This window comes from uncultured Pseudoflavonifractor sp. (genome assembly GCF_944387805.1).
GTDB lineage: Bacteria > Bacillota > Clostridia > Oscillospirales > Oscillospiraceae > Pseudoflavonifractor.
Genome location: NZ_CALXGI010000098.1, coordinates 1 through 4,965 on the forward strand (window position 1 = coordinate 1; position 4,965 = coordinate 4,965).

General features: G+C 60.9%; 4 protein-coding genes. 1 reads left to right on the plus strand and 3 read right to left on the minus strand.

Going from position 1 to position 4,965, the window contains the following annotated elements; genetic code table 11:
• The 3 genes from pstA to Q0K06_RS13635 all read right to left on the minus strand — a co-directional run.
• A partial coding sequence (gene pstA, locus Q0K06_RS13625; RefSeq protein ID WP_294553637.1) for a phosphate ABC transporter permease PstA occupies nucleotides 1–620 on the minus strand: 620 nt, incomplete at its 3' end.
• 49 nt (nucleotides 621–669) lie between these two features.
• Nucleotides 670–1,524: a phosphate ABC transporter permease subunit PstC gene (pstC, locus tag Q0K06_RS13630; RefSeq protein WP_294553643.1), complete on the minus strand. Its 855-nt coding sequence runs from the start codon at nucleotides 1,522–1,524 to the stop codon at nucleotides 670–672.
• A gap of 213 nt (nucleotides 1,525–1,737) precedes the next feature.
• Nucleotides 1,738–2,649 (minus strand): phosphate ABC transporter substrate-binding protein, encoded by a 912-nt coding sequence (locus Q0K06_RS13635; protein ID WP_294553639.1) that lies wholly within the window; start codon nucleotides 2,647–2,649, stop codon nucleotides 1,738–1,740.
• 324 nt (nucleotides 2,650–2,973) lie between these two features.
• Here Q0K06_RS13635 and Q0K06_RS13640 point away from each other — a divergent pair, with 324 nt between their 5' ends.
• On the plus strand, nucleotides 2,974–4,878 hold the full coding sequence (locus Q0K06_RS13640; protein ID WP_294553641.1) for a flavocytochrome c: 1,905 nt from the start codon (nucleotides 2,974–2,976) through the stop codon (nucleotides 4,876–4,878).
• The last annotated feature ends 87 nt before the right edge of the window (nucleotides 4,879–4,965 follow it).

The following is a 4,965-nucleotide window of genomic DNA, read 5'->3' on the forward strand; positions in this document are numbered from 1 at the left end:
CGGCCGATGGCCAGGATGCAGCCGGTGACGATGCCGTCCACAGAGGAGGGCAGGACGATGGTGCGGATCATGTGCCACTTGCCCGCGCCCAGACCCAGCGCGCCCTCCCGGTAGGACTGGGGCACTGTTTTCAGGCTCTCCTGGGTGGTGCGGATGATGGTGGGCAAGGTCATGACCACCAGGGTCAGGCCGCCAGCCAGCAGAGAGGTGCCCAGGCCGCAGAACTGCACGAAGAAGAGCATGCCCACCAGGCCGTAGATAATGGAGGGGATGCCGGTGAGTGTCTCGGTGGCGAACTCAATGGCGGAGACCAGCTTCCGGTTCCTGGCGTACTCGGTCAGATACACGGCCGCGCCCACGCCCAGAGGCAGGACGATAATCAGGGTTATAAAGACGATATAGAGGGTGTTGAGAATGTTGGGGAGGATGCCGATGGTGCCCTTGATGGTGCTGGGCTTGGTGGAGAGGAGCTGCCAGGTCACATTGGGCAGGCCACGGATAAAGATGTAGCCGATGATGCCCACCAGCAGCGCGCAGGTGAGGAAAGCGCACAGGTACAGCAGGAACCGCAGGCCCCTGTCGTAGGCCCGCCGCCGTCCGGAAAGTCGTTTCATTTCCATTTAGTATACCATCCCTTTGGGAAAATTCATAGGTGGAACCGGCGGACATTTAATCCTTCCGGTTCTTTTTCAGCAGGCCGTTGAGCGCCACGTTAATGAGCATGATGAACACAAAGAGCACCAGCGCGATGGAGAACAGGGCCTGACGCTGGAGGGAGCCCACGGCGGCGTAGGACATCTCGCTGGCCACGGCAGTGGTGAGGAAGCGGACCGACTTGAACAGTCCCGGCATGTTGGCCACATTGCCCGCCACCATCATGATGGCCATGGCCTCACCGATGGCGCGGCCGATACCCAGCACCACCGAGGCGGCAATGCCGCTGGAGGCCGCAGGCACGCTGACCCGGAACACAGTTTCAATGTGGGTGGCCCCCAGGGCCAGGGAGGCCTCCTCATACTCCCGGGGCACCGCGTTGAGGGCTGTCTCGGAGACGCTGATGATGGAGGGGAGAATCATGACGGCCAGCACGATAATGGCGGCAAACAGGCTGGCGCCGTCAGGCAGGTTAAAGGCCTTGCGCACGGCGGGAACCAGCACGATCATGCCGATAAGGCCGTACACCACAGAGGGAATACCGGCCAGCAGATCCACCGCGGGACGCACAACGGCGGCCAGCTTCCGGGGCGCCACCTTGGAGATAAAGATGGCGGTCATCAGCCCCACAGGCACGCCCAGCACCACCGCTCCGGCAGTGCCGTAGATAGAGGTGAGGATAAAGGGCAGGATGCCGAACTGGGGGTCCTTGGCGGTGGAGGCCCAGGTCTGGCCGAAGAGAAAGTCCACCAGGCCAATTTTGGAAATCGCGGGCAGGCCGGAGATGATGAGGTAGATGCTGATGAAAAGTACAAAGACGATAGCAACAATGCCGCAGAAGAAAAAGACTCCGTTCATTACCAGCTCCATGACCCGCAGCGGACTGCGCTGGCCGGGCCGGGGTCCCCCATCCTTCTTCTCTCTGGTTTTTTCAGCTTTCCGGGGCTGGGACTCCCGGGCGTTGGAGATATGCAGCGTTTCATCCATAGTTGGAAAAAGCTCCTTTCGGGCGGACATTCAGTCAGCCTGAGACGCCTCCGCAGGCTGTGCGGAGGCGCCTCAGGCCAACAATTCAGGGTTTTATCAGGCCAGGGGCACCGCGCCGGCGCCGGCAATCAAGTCGGCGGCGTCAGCGGAGAGGGCGAAGTCCACAAACGCCTGAGCGGCGGGGGACAGCTCTTTGCTGCTGTTGAACACAAAGTTGAAGTTACGCTGCACCTTGTAGGTACCGTCCAGAACCGTCGCCTCGCTGGGGGCCACGCCCTCAACGGAGACGGCCTTCACGCCGTCCGCGCTCTCAACGGCGGACAGAGAGGCATAGCCGAAGGCGTTGGGGTTGCCGGCAACAGCCTGAATGACAGCGCCGGTGGAGGTCAGCTCCTGGGTGTAGACGCAGGTGTCCTCAGTGCCGGTGATGGACTCGAAACCGTCGCGGGTGCCGGACCCGGCCTCACGGCCGATCAGGACTACGGGGGCGTCATAGCCGTCCACGACCTCGCTCCAGTTGGAGATCTCGCCGGTTGCCAGCTTGGCAATCTGGTCCAGGGTCAGGTCGGCCACAGGGTTCTCGCTGTTGACAATGATGGCAATGCCGTCCAGGGCAAAGACAGTGGCGGTCAGGCCCTGGGAGGTCTCCTCCTCCTTCAGGTCACGGCTGGCCAGGCCCACATCACAGGTGCCCTGCAGAGCGGCGTTGATGCCAGTGCCGGAGCCGGTGGGGTCGTAGTTCACCTTCACGTCGGGGTACATCTCGTTAAAGGCCTCGGCCATGGCCAGGATGGGCTTCTCCACGGAGGTGGAGCCGTTCAGGTTCACAACGCCGGACAGCTCGGTGTTCTCACTGGGCTGGGTGCTGGTCTGGACATCGGTCTGAGTGCTGGTGGAGGGAGAGGAGGCAGGCTGGTCGCTGTTGGGCGTATCACCGGTGCTGCTGCAGCCGGCCATCAGGCCCACGCACATGGCCAGGGCAAGGAAGAGTGCGGAAATCTTTTTCATTTCGTTCATTCTCCAATCGTCTTGTTCATTCTTCATTTCGTGTTGTTCCTTCGAACATGGACTAGTATACTTGACCTTTGTAAAGTTGTCCCACAGCAGTTTGTAAAGGGTCTGTAAAGTCCTCTTCTTTCTTTACATTACCCATTTTACATTGCAAATATAGTCTCCTTTTGTGTATATAAACCAATTGTATTCTAATGATTGATAATTTAACGACAAAGTTATTGCTTTTTCTCCCATCCTATGGTATAAAGGGGTGCCGCCAAAACAGTAAGTGTTTTGGTATGAAATCCATCCTATACCATTTAAAGGAGAGAACGTGGAATGATGAAGAAACTCAGCGCTCTGTTTCTGGCGCTCGCTCTCGTCTTCAGCCTGACCGCCTGTACCGGCGGCACACCTGACGGCAGCGCCCAGCCCAGCGGCTCCGCCCCCGTGTCCGCAGGCAAATTCACCCCCGGCACCTATGAGGGAGAGGCAAAGGGCATGGAGAGCACCATCAAGGTAGCCGTCACCCTGTCTGCCGACAAGATTGAAAAGGTAGAGGTTCTGGAGTCTGACGAGACCCCCGCCATCGGCGAGGCCGCTCTGGAGTCCCTGCCCCAGGCCGTGGTGGACGCCCAGTCCAGCCAGATCGATACCATCTCCGGCGCCACCATCACCTGCAACGCCTTCATTGAGGCCGTCAATGCCGCTCTGACCCTGGCCGGAGTGGACCCCGCCTCCCTGACGCCCATCTCCAGCGGTGATGATACCGGCACCGAGGAGCAGACCCTGAACGTTGACGTAGTGGTCGTGGGCGCCGGCGGCGCCGGCATGACCGCCGCTATCACCGCCGCCCAGGCCGGCAAGAGCGTGGTTATCCTGGAAAAGACCTCCATGGTGGGCGGCAACTCCGTCCGTTCCACCGGCGGCATGAACGCCGCCAAGACTCCGTGGCAGGATGCCAACGAGTTCACTGAGGACGCCGGTGTGGAGAAGACCCTGTCCACCGCCGCTGAGACCTACCCTGACCTGGCCGATCTGGTGGCCACTGTTCAGGCCCAGTATGACGCCTACAAGGCCAACCCCACCGGCTATTTTGACAGCGTGGAGCTGTTTATCCTGGACACCATGGTAGGCGGCCAGGACATCAACAACTATGACCTGGTCAAGACCTTGGCCGAGAACTCCGCCCCTGCCATTGAATGGCTCTCCACCATCGGCGCCGACCTGCACAACGTGGGCTCCTTCGGCGGCGCCAGCGTCAAGCGTATCCACCGTCCTGTGGACGCTGACGGCAAAGTTGTTTCCGTGGGTTCCTATGTGGTTCCCATTCTCCAGAAGGCCTGTGAGGATAACGGCGTGCAGATCATCTACAACGCCCCTGCCACCGAGATTCTGATGGACAACGGCGCCGCTGTGGGCGTCAAGGCTGACGGCTACACCGTCAACGCCAAGAGCGTAGTGCTGGCTACCGGCGGCTTCGGCGCCAACCTGGACATGGTGGCCGAGCTACGCCCTGACCTGAAGGGCTTTGTCACCACCAACGCCCCTGGCATCACCGGCGACGGCATCAAGATGGCTGAGGCCGTAGGCGCCGCCACCGTGGATATGGATCAGATCCAGATCCACCCCACTGTTGAGCAAAAGACCTCCGCTCTCATCACCGAGGGCCTCCGGGGCGACGGCGCCATTCTGGTCAATGCCGAGGGCCTGCGGTTCTGCGATGAAGTAGGCACCCGCGACGCCGTGTCCGCCGCTGAACTGGCCCAGACCGGCGGCTATGCCTGGCTGGTTGTGGACCAGAAGATGGTGGACGCTTCCAGCGTCATCGCCGGGTACATCAAGGCGGGCTACACTGTTCAGGGCGACACCTACGAAGCTCTGGCTGAGGCCATGGGCGTTCCCGCCGACGCCTTTGCCTCCACCATGGAGAAGTGGAACGCCGCTGTGGCCGCCGGCAGGGACGACGAATTTGGACGCACCAGCTTTGCCAATCCTCTGGACACCGCCCCCTACTACGCCATCCAGATTGCCCCCGGCGTGCACCACACCATGGGCGGCATCAAGATTGACACCAGCGCCCAGGTACTGGACACTGAGGGCAATGTAATCCCCGGCCTCTTCGCCGCCGGCGAGGTTACCGGCGGTATCCACGGCGCGAACCGTCTGGGCGGCAATGCTGTGGCCGACTTCATCGTTTTCGGCCGCATCTCCGGCCAGTCCGCTGCTGACTACGCCGGGTAATTTCTCCCCGGAGTCACAACCTCCGGCTAAGCCGGAGGCTTGATTAAGCCCTATAAGGGCATAATACAGACAATACCCCTAAAGGGG